Genomic DNA, 14,564 nt, shown 5'->3' on the forward strand with positions numbered 1-14,564 from the left:
AGACGACGATGGGCAGCTTCCAGGAGATGTTCAACGCCATGAAGGCGGCATATGAACGGGACCACCCCGGCGAGGGTGACCCCGCGCCCCCCACAGCCACCCCGTACACCGAAGCGCGGAAACTGCCGCCCGTAGACCCGTACGTCTCCTCCGCGCACGTACGAACCGCCTTCCACCTCCGGCAGGGACCGAACATGAACAACGGCGAACACGCCGTACTCGACCAGCCGATTCACTCTGGCCGGCTCAACCGCGACACCGGCGACGCCCTGTGCAAGCCCCAGGCGAAGTTCTGGGGCCTCTACGAGAGCCCGGACCGAAAGGTGTCGTGCCCCCGCTGCCTTCACATGGCCGAGCGTCACGGAATCACGATCCGTACGGCCGCCTAAGCCCACGAACCACGAAGGCCACCGCCCCGCATTCGGGTGGTGGCCTCAACTCTGCGCATACGCCGCAGACAATGCGGCAAGCGTAGCCGATCAACGCGCAACCCTGCCACCCTCTTCACGTAGAAGGCACACTGGCCAGGTGAAGCACCGCCACCCCGACCAGCCCACCCTCATCGACAACCCGACGACCGGCTACCGCCACCGCTACTGTCGGCGCTGCGGGGCCGAACTCACGAGCCCGCGGTCGAGGTTGAACGGCTATGGACCCGACTGCGATCCCCAGCGGCGCCCCGGCGCCGCCGACACCCACCAGGTCGACCAGGACACCCTCCCCGGCACCTGACCCACTACCGCCCGCCCCTCCGCGCCCGCCGCTCCCGCCGCTCAGCCTCCCGCGCCGCCGCCTGACGCCGGTAAGCACGACGCAGGTTCGCCACCGACTCCCGGCACTCCGCACACCGGCACCCCCGATGCTTGTACGTCGACGGCTTCCCATGCTCCAGAGGACGATCCTCAGGCAACCGCGGCCGCCCCACCGGGCGACCCGGCGGCTTCTCCCGCGGCGGACGCACCTCACCCAGCTCCGCCCGCACAGTCCGGGACAACTGCTCCAACGTCAACGGCAACGGCTCCCACCCGAACTCACCCGCCATCACCCAGTTCAACGCCGCCATCCCCCGCGCATACGCCTTCCGAATCCCCTGCCCCCGGATCGAGATCCCCTTGGGCCCGGCCGGCGAAGCCACCAGCGTCACCCAGAGCGCCTCCCGGCCCCCGTCCACGCCGTACACCAGCTTCTCGCGCACCTCCAGCCACCGCCGCAGCGCCACCTGCGTGCCGTTCCGCAACGGCCACACCCGCTCCAGGGCCGGGAGATGTGTCGCATTCTGCGGCCGCCGCTCCACCCGCAGCGCCTTCTCGCCGTCCGCCAGGTCCGACATCCGCTGGCGCTCCAGCTCCCCCGACCGCGACCCCGTATCCAGCACCACCGCCACCATGGCCAGCAACCGCGTCCGGTCCTCGAAGGACAACCCGACCCCCTGCCGGTCCAGCGGGCCGATACCCGCCATCTCCACCAGCCGCCGGTACAACGGCACCAACTGTTCAGCGGGCACCGTCGCCCTGGCAGCCGACTGCGGCACCTGAGGCAGCGACACCTTCTTGTCCGGCACTGCCAACTCGGCCAGCCGGGCGAGGCAGTCCCGCACAATGCGCTGCGTCGCCAGTGGCATCGGCACCCCCGAGGACCTCCCGTCTTCCGCGAGCTCTCCCGCCACCGCCAGCTCCCAGAACGGGGGCAGCGCCGCCCACGTGAACAGCTGGGCCACCGTGCGTTCCGCCCGGGCGGGCAACTCCTCGCGGCCCACCGCCCGCCCGAACATGTCCGCGACCATCCGCAGCTGCCGCAGCCGCGACGCCGACACGTCCGCCTCCACGGTGTCGATCAGCGCGTGGAGCTGGCGTACCGAGGGTGCGTGGGTGCGGCCCTGCCCGGTCACAAGCCGAGCCCGATCAGTGCGTTGTCCTTCTCGTCCCACTGGTCGACGATCTGCATGTACCCGTCGAGCACCTTGGAGCCCTCCCTGTGGCCGGTGACGGCGGCAATCGCCTTGCGGTCCTTGCCTGCCCGGCGGGCCTCCGTGGCGAACCCGGAGCGCACGGAATGCCCGGTGAACAGGTTCTCGCAGCCCGCGCGCAGTCCGGCCGCGGTGATGAGGTCCCCGGCGCGCTGCGGGGTGAGCCCTTGGGGCTGGACGGCGCCGGTGTGGTGGATGCGGCGGAACGCATGCCGGTCGGGGTCGGCGATCCGGGCAGCGTCCACCCAGGCCTGCCAGGCCCGCACCGGGCAGGTCCCTTCGTGTTCCCCGTAGGGGACGGGCACGGTCCGCGGCTCGGTCTTGGAGACGGCGACGTGGACCAGGAGCCCGTTGTCGTCGGGCACGACGTTGCGCAGGCGCAGGCCGGCAAGTTCCGCGCGGCGGGCGGCGATGGCAAAGCCGAGCAGCAGCATCGCCCGGTCACGGATGCCGAAGATGTCGCTGTCGCAGGTGGCGGCGATCTCCCGCAGGGTGACCAGGCGGAGGGCGGGCGCCTTGCCCCGGCCGCGGGCCGGCTCCCCGGCCGCCTGGGACTGCTTGCGGTAGTCCTTCAGCAGCTCACGCGCTGCCGCGGTTGCCTCCGGGTCGACGACGACGTGGAACTCCTTACGGAGCTTCACGGTCACCCCGGCAATCCTGCGGTCGACGGTGGAGTACGCGCGCTCCTCCCGGTTCCACAGATAGTCCACGAACGCGCGCAGCGTGCCCCGGGTCGCGGCGGTCGGTGGGATCTGGAACTGGGCGCAGAACGCCGTCCAGGCCTTCCAGTCGGAGTCGTAGGCGCGGGTGGTGTTGTCGGGGCGCTGCTCGTCGGAGTGGGTGTCGGACGCGGCATCGAGGGCGGCCAGCCGGGCCCGCAGTTCCGGGCTGAACTCGCTCGGGAGCAGGGGGCTTTGGGCTTCGGCGGGCACCAGGTGCTGCGGGGTGCCGGTCACTTCCGGGCTCCCGGCACCCCGAGGGCGGGGTGGCTCTTGAGCTCCCAGCCTCCGACCGGATCCGCTGGTGTGCCGCAGTAGCAGCAGCGCTCGGTGACGGCGCGGCGCGAGACGAAGTGACGGCCCAGCAGCCCCTGCGAACACGTGAAGCAGGCGGTCGCTCCGGTGAAGGAGGTCGGCATCGCCGCCCCGTTGGTGCGGTGCAGCAGCGGCAGCCGAGGTCCGCAGCGGCAGTACATGGACCGGCCGTCGTCGGTCATCCAGTGCACCGGCGGCATGACGTCGTCCGGGTGCATACAGGCGCAGACCTCGGCCAGGGTGTCGCCGAGGACGACGGCGGTCGGGGAAGGGCAGTGCGCAAGCCCCCGGACTCCAGGCTCCCGTGCGGAGTGGCGCGTCATGGTCGGACTCCCTCACCTTGATCCACGATATGTGAGCTTATCGCGAACCAGGCCTACGAGAGAGCCCCGCGACACACAAACGGAGGGAGGGTCCGGTACTTCGTCAGGAACGATCGTAAGCGCGGACCTTCCTCCCGGCCGCGCACAGACGATCACTCACGGCCGCACCTCTGCGATCCAACGCCACAAAGCTGCCTCCTCCTCGGCCGTCGCATGCTCCTGCGCGTACTTCGTGACGACCTCGTACAACGCCCCTTCAAGACGTCGGTGCTCCTCGAACTGCCGCATGACAGCCCGGGAGAAGTCTCCGATCCTGGCATCCCCCCGCTCATCGGCACTGGCGGCGGCATCGTGGAAGGCAGCAGTGACCAGCAGGTGAGCAGTGGCCTCGTCCTCCGGGCTCAACGGTGCCGCTCCTCGCCGACGCAGGACGTCTCACGTCGAATCATGCAACTCTCCCTATCCGTCAGAGGACTTAGTCGGCGGAAGGAAGCTGGTGAACGCGTCCCCACAGCTGCCACCCCTCATCACTGCGCTTCTGCCATCCATCGAACTCCGGTCCGTGCTCGATGAAACGTTCAAGGATCTGCAACGCCCACGCGGCAAAGCCGGCCCGCCGCTCCTTGCTCAGCCCGGGCCGAGCGGCCACTTTGGCTGCGACGCCGTCCCCGACGTAATTGACGAGCACGCAGCCGTCGACATCGGGTTCGTCCTCTCGGCCGAAGTTGACTTCTTCCACCGACCACCCGTACACCTCGTTCAGCTTGCGTTCTGCCTCGGATGCCATGAACCCAGCATGCCTGACAGCGATCCCTAAACGGTCGGCCGTTGGAAGACCCGGCGCAAGTGCTCGCGCTGCTCGGAACGCAGGGGTAGCGGTGTGGCAGGCCTGCTGGGACCGTGTCCAGCAGATCGCCGGCGGCGGACCGGGCGGCCCCCGCACGGCCGACGAGCGCATGTGGCTGGAGAAGACAGCCGCACTTCGGGCCCAAGCAGACCACCTGACCGGCGCCGAACAGTGACTACTCGTCTGCCCCGTTCCCGCGTTCGCGCTCTGCGTTGCGCCTCTGCCACTCCTCGCGACGCCTTGCAACGGTGGCGCTGATTTCCTGCTGGTTCGCCGTCTCGTACGACTTCACGAATTCCTTGAACTGATTGGAGATCTTCTCCAATTCCTTCTCCAACTGCTTCGTCGGTCGCTCGCCCATCAGCGCCTCAGTCAGCGAGTGAAGATCGACGACGTAGTGCAGAGGCTCCACCGGCCCCATTGGCCCCTGAGCTTCCACGGTGAACTCGAAGACCATCGGCAGATCAGACTGGAACCTCCGGCCGGTGTCGAAGAGGTACTCAAGCCGTTGGCCGGGGGGAAGCATGGCAATCGTCCGTGCCAGCGCGGACTGCAAAGCCTCAGTGACGTCATCTCCGATCGACGACGAGAGATCCGGACTGCATGTGATCTTGACGTCCCGGGCCATGGTCGGGCCGGTGTTCTGCACCACCAGGACAAGGAGACCCGGAGTGCTCTCCTGCGGTCGGATCGTGACGAGGACGTACGGTTCGTTCTGCTCGCGACGTACCTGCTGCGCAACCTCCAACTGGCCCCGTGCCGAAGCCGCTTGGGACCGGGCGTAGATACCGACCCACCCTGCGGTGAACAGAGCGAGCACCGCAACAACGAATGACCAACCCTCGATACCCATGCGTGCAGCGTAGGAAGACCCCGAGCCCTTCGGTGCTCCTGTTGCTGTTCCGTTGCGAAGGAGGGGACAAATGGGCAAACGGGAGGCGCAGCAGATCAGCTTTGCAAGATCACGTTATTTACTTCCGATTGTTGGGTGACAGGCAGGCCTACCAGCGTCTCCGGTCCGTGCCGAGACCTGTCGTGATCGCCCCCATCGGTGACTCCCCCGGCGACGGAGAGGGTGGTGGGTCCTCTCCTCCGCCTTCGGGGGCGCAGGTGTAGCGCGGGGCTGCCGGGTCGAATCCGTCGACGGGCGTGCACGTGTAGCGGACGCCGTCGCGGTCGGTGTACGTCCACCCGGCGGGAGGCGCCCCGTTCGCACCGGGCGGGCCTGCGGACCCGTCCTGTCCGGCCGGGCCTGGCGCGCCCGTCGCGTCCTGTCCGGGGGAACCTGGGGATCCTGCAGAGCCAGGCACCCCGGACGGGCCGGGGACCGTGGAGTCGTCCCCGTTCTCACCCTCCCTGCCAGGAGGCCCTGTTGGGCCCGGAGGGCCTGAGGGACCAGAGGGACCGGGAACCGGAGTTGAGGAGGGCCCCCGTACGCCGGGGATCCCGGCCGAGCCCGGCGGCCCGGTGGGTCCCTGCGGGCCGACGACGCTCTGCCCGGACGTTCCGCGCGAACCGGGCGGGCCGGCCACCGGCTTCTCCCCGAGGCCCTGTACCTGGCGGGCCAGGGCGTCGCGGGCGAGGTTGGCAGTGCTGAGCTCGTGGGTGAGGGAGACGACCTGCACGGCCAGCCACCCCAGGAAGACGACGACGAAGACCAGCGTCATGGCGACCATCCACTCCGCCTTCGGGAGGGTCGGCCGCCGCAGGCGCCAGCGCAGACGGGACGGTGGGCGGTGTCGGGCCTCGCTCACCTCGCCACCACCGCCCACACCGCTACCGCCACCGACAGCAAGCCCATCAGGACGGGCACGATCGCCTGGTACAGGCGCCGCTGCCGCTCATCATCCCGGCGTTTCGCCTCGTCCCTCTGGTACGCCTCAAAGGCGTCCTCAAGGGCCGCCGTCGTATCGGTGCTGCGCTGGATGTCGGCCTGGTGCTGTTCGAGTCGCTGCGCCACGTACCCGTTCTGGACCGTGTAGACGTCCAACGAAACGACCTTGTCCAGGCGGGTGTTCAACTCGCCGAAGCGGTTGTCCAGGCGCGCGATGAGCCGCCACAGCTCGCCGTTGGACGGCTCATCAGACATGCGACGCTCCGGTGGGTAAGGCGCTCAGGCGACCGGGGCGGCCCGGACGGCCTTCGCCGGGACCGGTGCGGTGACCTGGGTGCGCTCGTACCCGCCGAGCGCGAGCGACAGGGCGGACAGGATCAGGCCCTGTTCCACGGTTGTGAGGTCCGCGCCGAGTCCGACGGCCAGGGCTAGTGCTGCCTGTACCAGGCCGAGAACGGCGGCCACTGCGCCGTCATCGACAATGAGCGCGATGGCCACGCCCATTGCGGCGGCCGCAACGGCGTTCACCCAGGCCTGGACGTTAGGGTCGACCTCAAGGACGAAAGCGCTGAAGAGCTTCACGCAGACGGCGAAAAGGGTAAGCCAGGCGACCGGCTCACGGCCGAAGATCTTGACGGTGTTCACGGTGCACTCCTTGGATGGGATGGGCCGGTCAGAGCTGCTTCGGGACCTTCAGGGCGTCCCATGACGTCTTGCCAGGGATGCCGTTGCAGTCCTCGGCCGACCAGCCGAGGCTGTTGGTGGTGCTGTACTTGCGCTGCCAGGCCGCGAACGACGCCTTGTCGGCGAGCGTCCACTGCGGGCCGGGACCGGAGTTGTAGCGCCCGCACCCTTCGGCGACGAGGCGACGGCCCATCGCGGTGACGATCGGGCTGCGGCGGCCGGTGTGGAAGAAGTTGGCGCCGGGGAACGGCTCGTACGCGCTCGAGGCCGGTGGCTTCGACGGGGTCGTGGTGGGCGGCTTGCCCGGCACGATGCTCGTGTCGATCGCACCCGGATCCCAGTGATCATTTCCAGGAACGTTGCAGTGCCCGTAGTGGCCACCCTTGGTCTGCCACACCGTCCGGTCGCGCTTTGTGGCGGCGGATGCGGTCGCGGCGGGCTTGCCCGCCGGCCACACGTCGGGGATGCCGTGGGCTCGTCCGGCGGCGAGCAGCTTGCGGAAGTTCGGCTTCTTCGCCGGGTCGAAGCCTCGCGTCCAGGGGTCCTTGGCCCGCGCTAGGACCTCTACCTGAACGTTGACTTTGCCCTCGCGGTTCGTTCGGCGGGAGCCGTCGTTGCGGAGGGCTCGCCCGGACTGGGTGAGCGGCCCGAACTGGGCAAGCTCGTCGGTGACCGGGTCGTAGATGACCTGCGGTTCTGCCCCCACCCGCATGAGATAGGCGGCGACGCTGCGCAGGTAGCTTCCGCCGGCCGGGGACTCGGTGGTGTGCCACGTCATCCGCGGGGGTCCGGCCGGGGTGTCCATGGCGCCGCCGATGCGCTGGCCGCCTAGGCGCAGTACGCCGTCGATGTACGCGGGCCCGGTGGCGCCACGGGGCAGGCCTTCGGGGGTGGTTCTGGGTTCCGGGTCGGGCGGGTATACCCGGGGTTCGGGGGCGTCGACGGGGACGTACACGTCGAGGTCGCCGTCGACGCGCAGGACGCACAGGGCGCCGGGGATGCGCGGGTGCTCGAGGACGTGGCGGTCCACGTCGGGGAGGGCGGCGAGGGCGCGCACGGTGTCGACGTGGTCCTGGTCGACGGTGCCGTAGTAGGCGGTCGTGGTCTCGGAGGTGTCGGGGTCGAGGTGGTCGACCGCGACGTGGAAGGTGCTCATGGGCGGGCTCCGATGAGGGGCTGGACGATGTCGATCTGGTCGCGGAGGGCCAGGTAGGTGGAGAGGTACATGCGCCCGTCGCCGTGGTCCCCGTAGGAAAGGCCCCAGGAGTTCCGGAAGCGGATGACGGTGTACTCGGGGTCGAGGGTGCCGGAGAGTGTGGTGGTCATCCGCTCGAGGGCGGTGACGCACACTTCGTGGCCGCCTTCGAGGGGGGATGCCGCCCAGGTGGGGTCGGTGTCGATGAAGCCGTCCGGGCCGGGGCTGCTGAACGTGGAGTGCCAGGGCAGGCCCATCAGGACGGGCCCGTGCTGGAGGAGCGTGCACAGCTCTTCGGCGCTGGTGGCGTGCTCGTAGTGGGTGATGAGGCCGCGTTGGTGGAGGACTTGGGTGACGGCGAGGCCGGAGGAGCCGCAGTCCTGGGAGGGCCAGGTCGCGTCGTGCCAGGCGTCGCGTTCGGTGGCGTCCGCGTACAGGCCGATCGCGTAGTGCTGGGCGGCGGACGGGCACGCGAGGTCCATGCCTGCGGCCTTGGCCTGGGTGCGCGTCAGGAGGATCGACATCAGGGCGGTCGCCGCGTTCCCGGTGCACGAGGCGAGGGCGTCGAGGTCGGTGTCGGTGCCGTAGGACAGGCGGGTGGAGATGCCCTGGCCGATGAGGTGGCGCTGGTCGAGGACCGGTATGCGCGGCTCCCACGCGGTGACATGCCAGGGCAGCCCGTCAAAGGCCGGGCAGTACGCGAGGCTGCGTGGGTCCAGCACGAGGTGGCGGCCCAGGTGGGGCCGCGGCCTGTAGCTGCGTACCGAGATGTCGGGCACTCGCCCGTGCTCCTGCACTCCCCGCGCCCAGAGCTGATGGCTGACTTGGCTGTCACCCAGAACCGTGCCCGGAGTCATGAGGCCGGTCCTGAGTGACGTGCTGCCACCAGGAGCCGTCTCTTCCCAGGACGGTCGATCTGGTGCCAGTCCCTCGCGGGGTGGTGCGGCGGGCGGAGGGTCGCCCGGTGATCCAAGCGTACGGGCCCGGGGTGTGGGGGTTCCCCGGTGCTCAGATGCCGTCGATGAGGTTCTCGGCGAGGAACGGGGAGAACGTTCCGGCGGGGGTGGCGGGCGGTGCAGTGCCGCACTGGCCGTCGGAGTCGCCTGGGTACTTGATCCAGAGGAGGTATTCGGCGCCGCCGACGCCGATGGAGGAAGGGACGCCGAGGCGGCGGCCGGACGGGTTGCAGTAGTCGACGTGCTGGCCGACGGAGGTCATGGCGCCGTTGCCGTTGCGGGCGGTGTCCACCACGAAGCGTTTGCCGGGCACGCCGAGGGCGGTGAGGGCGGTGGTGACTGCGTTGCCGTAGGTACAGGACACGTCGGTGGCGTCGAAGTTGGAGACGCCGACCGCGAAGCCGTGGGCGCCTGCGATGCCCGCGTCCTTGAGGCGGGTGGCCATCTCCGCGGCCCTGATCCAGGTGGCATTGCCGCCGTCGAGGTACGTGAGGGCCAAGGGCTGGGCGGCGAGGGAGGTGACGGCGTAGTTGAGGGAGGCGAGGCGCTGGGTGCGCTGGGCGGGGGGCAGGTTGCCGAGCTGGGCGAGGGCGTCGGGCTCCAGGATGACCAGTGCGGGCCGGTCGCCGAGCCCGGCGGCGAAGGCGTCAATCCAGTCCTCGTACAGGTCGGGGGTGAAGGCGCCGCCGGAGGACTCGCCGCCGTTGTCGCGGTTGTAGATGTTGTAGGCGGTGAGGATGGGGACCTTGCCGAGGCCTGCGGCCGCGGTGGTGTACGCGGCGACTTCGGTGGTCACGTTGGCTGTCCAGTCGCCGTACCAGCGGGCGCCGGGGCGCTGCGCGATGCTGCGGACGATCTTCGGGGTGCGAGGGTCGCCCGGGTTGGCGGCGGCCCAGGTGGCGGCATTGCCGTTCGGGTCGACATAGAACCCCTCGCGCACCGTGCTGCAGGTGAGGCGGACTTCGGTGACGTACACGGTGACCGGGGTGGACTGCCCGAACTGGAAGGACACGGACGCCGCGGTGGTGGCGAGCGTGGAGGTGAAGGGGAAGACGTAGTGCCGGTCGACGGTGCCCAGGGTGACGGTCTTGTCGACGGCCGGCGTGTACGGGGCAGCGGTGAGGGCAGCCTGGGCGCGCAGAACGGTGCCCGGCTGGGAGGCGCGGGCGGTGAAGCTGAGGGTGTAGTGGCAGCCGTTGCGCAGGGTGATGTTGTCCTGGCCGAAGAGGGCGTCCCACGGGTTGACCGCGTCGATGGTGGCGGTCGCGGCGATGCCGATGCCCGGGGTGGCGACGGTGACCTTGGCGGGGTCGCCGGACCACCAGCCGGTCATCCCGGCGGTGAAACTGCTGTTGGTGACGAGGTCGCCGTACACGCCCACGCGGGGCTCCTTACTTGATGTAGGTGACGCGGAGCTTCGGCGGCCGGGGGTGGCCGACGCCGTCGAAGCGCCCGTAGTAGGTGCGGTTCGTGGTGTTCGGGTCGATCGCGATGCCGCGGAACGTGGTGCTGTCGAAAATCGTGGAGATGTCGACCCACTTGCCCGCGGCGCGCGCCCAGTTGCTGACGTTGAGCCACTCCGTCTGGTCGGCGGAGAACACGGCGGGGCGGGAGGCGTGGGTGTGGGCCTTGATGGTGGCGGTGCCGCCGGCCGCGTAGTACCAGTGCGCGGCGTACAGGTACACCTCGACCTTGAGGAGGGTGGCCCCGGTGAGGTCGGTGGCCAGGGCGGAGCTGAACCCGACGAGGCCCGCCTGGATGCCGTTGTTGGCGGAGTAGTACCCGCCGACCAGCTGGTTCCCGTAGTACGAGTTGTACTTGTTGCGGGCGGCGTACGACCCCGACCAGGCGGCGTTGTACACCTTCGTCGTCTTCACCGGGGGGACGGCGACGACGGCCCCGCCGGTGTTGTAGATGCCGGTCTCGGGGATCTGCTGCCCGATGTCCTCGACAAGGAGGTGCCCGAGGTAGCTGGTGGCGCCGGTGAGGGTGACAGTGGACCCGGCGGGGGCGCCGCCTTCGCTGGTGTAGGTGAGCAGGAGCCGGTTGAGACCGGGGCGGACGAACCCGGTCGGGAAGACGCCGCTGACGTTCTCGATCCACACACGCTGGCGCTGCGTCGTGGAGAGGGGGTGACGGGCTTCCTGGAAGGACGCGGAGGACACCAGGGGCGCGTTGGTAAAGCCGTTGCGAAGTCGCAGCGCGAGGACGCCGCCGGTAGCGGAGCACTCGACGTTGCCGTCGTAGCGGATGCGGTACATCCGGCCTTCCTCGGCGGTGAAGGCGAGCTCGACGAAGCCCTTCTCGACGCCGGTGGGGGTGGAGACGCCGGAGCTCTGCCAGTCGAGGGCGATGATGCCGCGCGGTCCGGTGTCGCGGAGGTCCTCGAGGCGGATCTCTTCCCCGGCGAGGCTGAGGGCGCCGCCCACGGCCAGGTTCTGGAAGCTGCCGTCGCCGGTGGAGCCGACGGCGGCGACGGGGATGCCGTTCTCGCGGAAGGTGATGTAGTTCGGCTGCCCGGTGACCAGGCTGACGGCTTCGTCGCCGCCGTCGTCGAACAGGCGCAGGCCCTGGGGTCCGAGTTCGGCGCGGGCGCCGCCGACCGCGCGGCCGAAAATCTTGTGTGCCTCCGCGTTGTCGAAGACGACGAACCCGGCGGTGGCGTCCTGCACTTCCAGGCACAGCACCGCCTGGGTGGTGCCCTGCGGTGCGGCGGCCTGCCCGGACAGAGGCTGCCACTCCCCCGCGACGGGGGCCAGCGTCTCGGCGACGCCGAACCCGAGGACGGTGCCAGCGGAGTCCTCCCACCTGCTGAACAGGCGTACCGACACCCCGGCGTAGTCGGCGGACACCAGGACGTCGACGCCGAGGTACATCTGGTCGGCGGCCAGGACGGGGACGGTGGCCAGGGGCAGGGTGTAGTCGGTGGGGACGGTGGCGGTGCAGTCGGCGCGGACACCGACGCCGTACCGGTTGCCGGGTGCCAGCGTCCACGGCGCCCCCGCACGGGCGATGGCATTGGCGGTGGCCGCGGACTCGAAGCCCGCGTCGGGGATGAGGTTGTTGCCCTGGCCGACGGCGATCTGGTCGGGGGTGACGGAGCCGACGGACAGGTGCTCGGTGACGATCGCAGCGACCGCGATGTGGCCTTCCTGGACGGCGCGGTCGTGGAGGTCGGCGGAGTCCGTCTGGGAGGGGACGGCCAGGACCGGGGTGGAGGCGGTGCCGGGGGTGCCGGAGGTGGTGACGGCGACCAGGCGCACCCACAGCCCGGCGTACGACGGCACCGCGATCGTCACCGACGCCCCGGACGCCGGCTCGATGGTGGCGGTGGGGTTCTGGACGTCGGGGAGGGTGACGGCGTCGGGCAGCAGGTGGACCTGGACGCGCGCCAGGTCCAGCGGCCCGACCAGGGCGTCGGCGAAGGACCCGTCCCAGGTGATCCGCAAGCCCTTCAGGGTGGGGGTGACGGCGGGCGGGGTGGGGGTGGGCGGGATAGGCCCGTTCACGGCGACGACGGCGGTGGTGCCGTCGACCTGCTGGCCGACAATCGCGCGCAGCGAACCGTCGCCATCGCGCACGACCATCGCAGTGTCGTCCAGGGAGGCCGACGAAAGGCGGGAGGACCGCTCCAGTTTCGAGATCCGGTTCTGGAGGTCCTGGAGGGTGCGGCCGATGTCCGTCACTGGACGCCTCCGTGACTGTAGGCGGAGGACGGGGCGAGATTGATGGTGGCCTGAGGTCCGCCGGTGGCGTACGGGCGGATCGTCCAGCCGGTGATGCGACACCACCCGACGTACGAGGTCCAGGCGTTGTGGACGCGGGTGTAGACGTCGTCGCCCACGGCCCAGCTGCCGAAGGGGGCGGCGGGGGTGTTGCGGACGGTGATCTGCTCGACGGAGCCGAGGATCTGGCGTCGGACCCGCTCGGCCTCCGCCCGGGAGGCGAGGACGTCGTTGGCTTTGACGTCCGGCAGGTCGAGGACGTGCTCAAGGCGCAGCCGGCCGTTACGCACCGCGCTGATCTGGCGGCGCTTCGCGGAGCCGTCTCCGGCACCGGAGGCGATGACGACCTGCGCGTAGTCGTCCCCCGCGAGGAGGACTTCGGGCTCGTCGACGATGTTCTCGCCCGACGCGAAGCTGATGTCGGTGCGGCGGGCGCCGAGCCGGGGCCAGCCCAGCCGGATGCGCTTGATGACCTCGGTCTTGCTGGCGTTCCACTCGGTGGTGCAGGTGTAGTCGGGGGTGGCGTCGCCGGAGACGAGGTCGTCGACCTTGTCTCCGAGGACCGGTGACTCCCACCAGGGGAAGGTGTACGGGTCGGCGGTGGTGCCGACCTTCGCGGTCGAGGTGGTGGCGTCGACCTGGACGCCGAGGTCGCCGTCGGCGACGGACTGCGCGTACGCCCACACGTCCCGGATGACCTTGCACGGGTCCGCGTTCGTGTACGGGCCGCGCCCGTTCAGGTTGCCGTGGAGGTCGTGCCGGTGCTGGAGGTAGGAGGACCAGGACGCCGCCTCCAGAGTGCACTTCTCGCCCTGGGGGCGGACGTCCCACACCAGGCCGCCCCACAGGCCGCCGTCGGTCTCGACGTAGATGAGGGTGGTGCCGGGGTCGGTGAGGGTGGGGTGGGTGTCCAGGACGCGCGGGGACAGGGTGCCGGTGAGGGTGCCGGGCCCGTTGAGGTCGGGCCCGTACTCCAGGTCGGCCAGCGGGAGCGCCATGGACTGCCAGGCGCCGGTCAGGGCGTGCTGGGTCATCACCCGCAGCGGTGTGGGAGGGCTGGTCACCGGGGCGCCTCGGAGAACTCGATGTTCGCGGTGACGGTGGTGACGTTGTCGACCTGGAGGTTGCCGGCGTTGCCCACGTACCCGGCGGCCTGGAGACGCAGGATCTGGTTGGTGCCCCGGTAGTTCGCGGGGATGGTGAGGGTGTCGGCGAGCATCTGGGTGGAGCGGCGGACGGTGGCCCCGGCGTTGTCGTCGAGGAGGATCGACTGCAGGGGCAGGCTGGCGCCGAAGGTCGCGCCGAGGGCCCCGTAGAAGCTTCCGGTGGTGCCGCGGAGGCCGCCGACGGTGAGGCTGATGCGGGCGACGGCTACCCAGTCCGGGATCCACACGTTCCACCCCGCCAGGGTGGAGAAGTAGGTCATGGTGCCGGAGGTGCCGCCGATGTTCGCGGAGGCGGTGGCCGGGGACTGGGTGAGGATCTGGGTCTCGCGCCTCGGGTTGGCCACCACCCGGATGTCTTTGATCATGGCGTTGGTGATGGCCGACGTGGAGGCGGGGATGTCGATGCGGGCGAGCGGGATCCCGGTGCGGCCGTCGGGGATCCAGGTGGTGGAGGCGGACACGTTGGAGATGATCTGGAAGTAGCAGATCTGGTCGGTGGCCGGGTTGAGCACGCCCTCGTATTCGGGGTCTTCGACGCGCAGGATGACCAGGTCGGAGCGGGGGGTGCCGCCGGTGGCCGCGACCGTGACGGTGGTCGCGCCGATGTTGCACACCGAGTAGTGGCCTTGGTAGGCGGACACCCGGCCCTTGACGACTCCGGAGCCGTCGCCGACCTGGACGCCGCCGCCGGGGGTGCCGAGCTGGGAGACCTTGAGGTCGTCGCCCTCGGTGATGCCTTCGGCTCCGCGGGCCAGGTCGCGGACGAGCATGCGGAATTGCTGGGCGGAGTGGGTTGCCCCGTTGGTGAGGATCGGCCTCGGGAACAGTGCCATC

General features: G+C 70.1%; 18 protein-coding genes. 3 read left to right on the forward strand and 15 right to left on the reverse strand.

Annotated features, from left to right (window positions below):
- Positions 1 to 8 precede the first annotated feature (8 nt).
- Complete coding sequence (locus ACFWVV_RS24755) at positions 9 to 389, forward strand: hypothetical protein (RefSeq protein ID WP_384354537.1); 381 nt, start codon at positions 9 to 11, stop codon at positions 387 to 389.
- Positions 390 to 528: 139 nt separating this feature from the next.
- Positions 529 to 732: a DUF6011 domain-containing protein gene (locus ACFWVV_RS24760; protein WP_384354535.1), complete on the forward strand. Its 204-nt coding sequence runs from the start codon at positions 529 to 531 to the stop codon at positions 730 to 732.
- A 4-nt stretch (positions 733 to 736) separates the two neighbouring features.
- Here the strand turns inward: ACFWVV_RS24760 and ACFWVV_RS24765 are convergent, their stop codons facing one another.
- From ACFWVV_RS24765 to ACFWVV_RS24785, 5 genes are all read right to left on the reverse strand, one after another.
- Positions 737 to 1,888, reverse strand: a complete 1,152-nt coding sequence (locus tag ACFWVV_RS24765) for a hypothetical protein (RefSeq protein WP_384354533.1) — start codon at positions 1,886 to 1,888, stop codon at positions 737 to 739.
- Entirely contained in the window at positions 1,885 to 2,922 is a 1,038-nt protein-coding gene (locus ACFWVV_RS24770; protein ID WP_384354531.1) for a tyrosine-type recombinase/integrase, read from the reverse strand. Before ACFWVV_RS24770 ends, ACFWVV_RS24765 begins: the two co-directional genes overlap by 4 nt.
- Positions 2,919 to 3,323, reverse strand: a complete 405-nt coding sequence (locus ACFWVV_RS24775; RefSeq protein WP_384354529.1) for a hypothetical protein — start codon at positions 3,321 to 3,323, stop codon at positions 2,919 to 2,921. Before ACFWVV_RS24775 ends, ACFWVV_RS24770 begins: the two co-directional genes overlap by 4 nt.
- Positions 3,324 to 3,479: 156 nt before the next feature.
- Positions 3,480 to 3,728 (reverse strand): hypothetical protein, encoded by a 249-nt coding sequence (locus tag ACFWVV_RS24780; RefSeq protein WP_384354527.1) that lies wholly within the window; start codon positions 3,726 to 3,728, stop codon positions 3,480 to 3,482.
- A 70-nt stretch (positions 3,729 to 3,798) separates the two neighbouring features.
- Positions 3,799 to 4,110: a hypothetical protein gene (locus tag ACFWVV_RS24785; RefSeq protein WP_384354525.1), complete on the reverse strand. Its 312-nt coding sequence runs from the start codon at positions 4,108 to 4,110 to the stop codon at positions 3,799 to 3,801.
- A 91-nt stretch (positions 4,111 to 4,201) separates the two neighbouring features.
- Here ACFWVV_RS24785 and ACFWVV_RS24790 point away from each other — a divergent pair, with 91 nt between their 5' ends.
- Positions 4,202 to 4,345 (forward strand): hypothetical protein, encoded by a 144-nt coding sequence (locus ACFWVV_RS24790; protein ID WP_384354523.1) that lies wholly within the window; start codon positions 4,202 to 4,204, stop codon positions 4,343 to 4,345.
- On the opposite strand, the gene ACFWVV_RS24795 is transcribed toward ACFWVV_RS24790, so the two are convergent.
- From ACFWVV_RS24795 to ACFWVV_RS24840, 10 genes are all read right to left on the reverse strand, one after another.
- On the reverse strand, positions 4,346 to 5,023 hold the full coding sequence (locus ACFWVV_RS24795) for a hypothetical protein (protein WP_384354521.1): 678 nt from the start codon (positions 5,021 to 5,023) through the stop codon (positions 4,346 to 4,348).
- Positions 5,024 to 5,171: 148 nt separating this feature from the next.
- On the reverse strand, positions 5,172 to 5,924 hold the full coding sequence (locus ACFWVV_RS24800; RefSeq protein WP_384354519.1) for a collagen-like protein: 753 nt from the start codon (positions 5,922 to 5,924) through the stop codon (positions 5,172 to 5,174).
- Positions 5,921 to 6,259 carry a hypothetical protein gene (locus ACFWVV_RS24805; RefSeq protein ID WP_384354517.1) on the reverse strand — a complete coding sequence of 113 codons (339 nt, stop codon included), beginning with the start codon at positions 6,257 to 6,259 and terminating at the stop codon, positions 5,921 to 5,923. Before ACFWVV_RS24805 ends, ACFWVV_RS24800 begins: the two co-directional genes overlap by 4 nt.
- A 24-nt stretch (positions 6,260 to 6,283) precedes the next feature.
- Entirely contained in the window at positions 6,284 to 6,649 is a 366-nt protein-coding gene (locus ACFWVV_RS24810; protein WP_384354516.1) for a hypothetical protein, read from the reverse strand.
- Positions 6,650 to 6,677: 28 nt separating this feature from the next.
- Positions 6,678 to 7,844 carry a peptidoglycan-binding protein gene (locus tag ACFWVV_RS24815; protein ID WP_384354514.1) on the reverse strand — a complete coding sequence of 389 codons (1,167 nt, stop codon included), beginning with the start codon at positions 7,842 to 7,844 and terminating at the stop codon, positions 6,678 to 6,680.
- On the reverse strand, positions 7,841 to 8,662 hold the full coding sequence (locus ACFWVV_RS24820; RefSeq protein ID WP_384354512.1) for a hypothetical protein: 822 nt from the start codon (positions 8,660 to 8,662) through the stop codon (positions 7,841 to 7,843). The genes ACFWVV_RS24815 and ACFWVV_RS24820 overlap by 4 nt, the downstream gene beginning before the upstream one ends.
- Positions 8,663 to 8,891: 229 nt before the next feature.
- Positions 8,892 to 10,220: a glycoside hydrolase family 6 protein gene (locus ACFWVV_RS24825; RefSeq protein WP_384354511.1), complete on the reverse strand. Its 1,329-nt coding sequence runs from the start codon at positions 10,218 to 10,220 to the stop codon at positions 8,892 to 8,894.
- A gap of 10 nt (positions 10,221 to 10,230) precedes the next feature.
- A complete protein-coding gene (locus tag ACFWVV_RS24830) occupies positions 10,231 to 12,525 on the reverse strand; it encodes a hypothetical protein (protein ID WP_384354509.1) in 2,295 nt (764 codons plus the stop codon).
- Positions 12,522 to 13,628, reverse strand: coding sequence for a hypothetical protein (locus ACFWVV_RS24835; RefSeq protein WP_384354507.1), 1,107 nt, complete (start codon positions 13,626 to 13,628; stop codon positions 12,522 to 12,524). The genes ACFWVV_RS24830 and ACFWVV_RS24835 overlap by 4 nt, the downstream gene beginning before the upstream one ends.
- Positions 13,625 to 14,563: a hypothetical protein gene (locus ACFWVV_RS24840; RefSeq protein WP_384354505.1), complete on the reverse strand. Its 939-nt coding sequence runs from the start codon at positions 14,561 to 14,563 to the stop codon at positions 13,625 to 13,627. The genes ACFWVV_RS24835 and ACFWVV_RS24840 overlap by 4 nt, the downstream gene beginning before the upstream one ends.
- Position 14,564: the final 1 nt, after the last annotated feature.

Source organism: Streptomyces sp. NPDC058663, assembly GCF_042716745.1.
Lineage (GTDB): Bacteria > Actinomycetota > Actinomycetes > Streptomycetales > Streptomycetaceae > Streptomyces.

What these genes read in the sequence shown, in the direction of transcription:
- ACFWVV_RS24755 (WP_384354537.1), top strand. Translation starts at nt 9, where the DNA reads ATGGGCAGCTTCCAGGAGATGTTCAACGCCATGAAGGCGGCATATGAA.
- ACFWVV_RS24775 (WP_384354529.1), bottom strand. Translation starts at nt 3,323, where the DNA reads ATGACGCGCCACTCCGCACGGGAGCCTGGAGTCCGGGGGCTTGCGCAC.
- ACFWVV_RS24785 (WP_384354525.1), bottom strand. Translation starts at nt 4,110, where the DNA reads ATGGCATCCGAGGCAGAACGCAAGCTGAACGAGGTGTACGGGTGGTCG.
- ACFWVV_RS24795 (WP_384354521.1), bottom strand. Translation starts at nt 5,023, where the DNA reads ATGGGTATCGAGGGTTGGTCATTCGTTGTTGCGGTGCTCGCTCTGTTC.
- ACFWVV_RS24805 (WP_384354517.1), bottom strand. Translation starts at nt 6,259, where the DNA reads ATGTCTGATGAGCCGTCCAACGGCGAGCTGTGGCGGCTCATCGCGCGC.
- ACFWVV_RS24815 (WP_384354514.1), bottom strand. Translation starts at nt 7,844, where the DNA reads ATGAGCACCTTCCACGTCGCGGTCGACCACCTCGACCCCGACACCTCC.
- ACFWVV_RS24840 (WP_384354505.1), bottom strand. Translation starts at nt 14,563, where the DNA reads ATGGCACTGTTCCCGAGGCCGATCCTCACCAACGGGGCAACCCACTCC.